Origin of the sequence: Elstera litoralis (assembly GCF_000963705.1) — a bacterium.
In the GTDB taxonomy this organism is placed as follows: domain Bacteria; phylum Pseudomonadota; class Alphaproteobacteria; order Elsterales; family Elsteraceae; genus Elstera; species Elstera litoralis.
In genome coordinates, this window is record NZ_LAJY01000868.1 from 1 (window position 1) to 1820 (window position 1820).

At 42.8% G+C, this 1820-nt stretch carries 2 protein-coding genes and 1 pseudogene; 2 read left to right on the forward strand and 1 reads right to left on the reverse strand.

Annotated elements, in window-relative coordinates; genetic code table 11:
- The coding region (locus VZ95_RS29540; protein WP_408606118.1) for a cytidylyltransferase domain-containing protein at positions 1-118 on the reverse strand (118 nt) is incomplete at its 3' end.
- Between the two features lie 142 nt (positions 119-260).
- Here VZ95_RS29540 and VZ95_RS23555 point away from each other — a divergent pair.
- Positions 261-1580, forward strand: coding sequence for a GSCFA domain-containing protein (locus VZ95_RS23555; protein ID WP_084627966.1), 1320 nt, complete (start codon positions 261-263; stop codon positions 1578-1580).
- A 35-nt stretch (positions 1581-1615) separates the two neighbouring features.
- Positions 1616-1820, forward strand: a pseudogene (locus VZ95_RS20395) (hypothetical protein); the annotation flags it as partial.

Sequence of the window (1820 nt, forward strand, 5' to 3'; positions counted from 1 at the left end):
GGACGACCCAGGCAAGGATCGGGCGATCCCCCAATATTTCCAAGACCTTACCAGGAAGGCGGGTGGATTGCAGTCGCGCTTGAATGAGCGCCAGAGTACCGCTTGAGGAACCAGTCATATCGTCCTTCCTGAGCAAAGATAGACCTTTATGATATAGCGCACTTGTTGCGAAATCGGAAATATCCGTGTAATTTTCTCACCAGCCGAAAAGGCATTAGAGCTATGCCTTTTACGATCAACGGATGGATTGAGATAAATAAATGAGAGAATATACTCAAGAAGTACCATTAAAAAAGCCTAAAAAATATGCTTTGGAAACAGTTGATGATCTTATTTTGCTGGATAAAACACAGCCAATGACGCGGGCGTTTAAAGAGTCCCTTGTAAACCTTGTATTTGTGAGTAACCGATTTAAAAAATTTGCGCTGTCTCAGTTTGTTGACGGCGGCATTGAGTTTAGTAGTATTAATGATTTTGCTAATGTTTTCGATGATTTTTTTATAAACACAATAAAATCTACCGACGATAAAGCGCTTCTCATCTCCTTGGTTGAAGAGTACGGGGCGTTAAACCAATTCATGCGTCGTGTTTTTGTGGAGAGTAACCGATATCAATCCTCGGAGCGGAAGAGACGGTCATCCATCATGTGGCCCGATCCAACCAGTAAATACCCAGAGACAACAGAAAATGCGAACATTGTAATAAATAATTTTGAACTGATTGATAAAACTACTCTAATTGGGTCTGCGGGTAGTTGTTTTGCTGATGAAATGGCTTATTTTTTGCAGGAGAAAAAATACAATTATATTGTGGAAGAGAGGAGCGTTTCACATTCTCCGGATAAATTGCCAAATAGCTCTGCGCAGTGGGGGGTCTTGTTCAATACCCCTAGTTTTATGCAAATTGCAGAAAGAGCGTTTGGTGTAGCAGATTTCCCGCCCCTTGTGGATTGCATTTCAGACAATAACGGGACTCTGAGATATCATGATCCTTACAGGGAAAATTGCATCGCTGATACGCCGGAGCAGATATATGCGTCTCGTGCTGCTCATCTGTTAGCGGTTCGACGTGTTTTTGAAAAATGCGAGGTGTTTATTATAACATTGGGGTTGAATGAGTGTTTTCAAAACATTATCGATGGCAGTATCGTATCGAGGAATCCAAAAAATGCCGATGATTTTGCGATTTTACATCATAAAATTTTGACAGTTCAGGAGAATATAAATTGTTTGCAGAGATTTTTAGATATTATTCGCGAGCATAACCCAAAATTCAAATTAATCGTTACAGTTTCTCCTGTCCCTTTTTTGGCAACTGGGCGTGCGGATAAAATGCACGTTATTACTGCAAATATGCATTCGAAATCTGTTCTTCGAGTTGCTGCCGAGGAGTTTGTGAACAAAAATGAGAATGTTTGGTATTTCCCCTCCTATGAGGTTGTTATGACGTGTACGAACGATCCGTGGGAAGATGATTTGCGCCATGTAAAGAGATCAACAGTCGAGCGCGTGATGAAAACCTTCGAACGTATGTTTGTTAAAGGTGTTAGTCCGGATCTTGTAGGCGATGTAAATCAATGATTTTTTGCTAAAATTTAGAGTTGGAGGATTGTAGTGTGATCGGATTTGGTTGGCCGCTGTCGACGCAAACGGGCTGGGGGCAAGTAGGGTTCAATATGGTGTTGCAAATGCTGCGCCTGGGCAAAACCCGCCCGGTGCTGCTGGAAGCCCCTGAAGATCTCGCCATTCATGGGTTGCATCTGTGGACGCTGTTACCGTTAGAAATCGAGCGCCGGACGCGCAGTGCGGGTGTAAACGGCT

Bases quoted from the DNA above. Each gene is read 5' to 3' on its own strand.
- VZ95_RS23555 (WP_084627966.1), top strand. From the start codon at position 261: ATGAGAGAATATACTCAAGAAGTACCATTAAAAAAGCCTAAAAAATAT.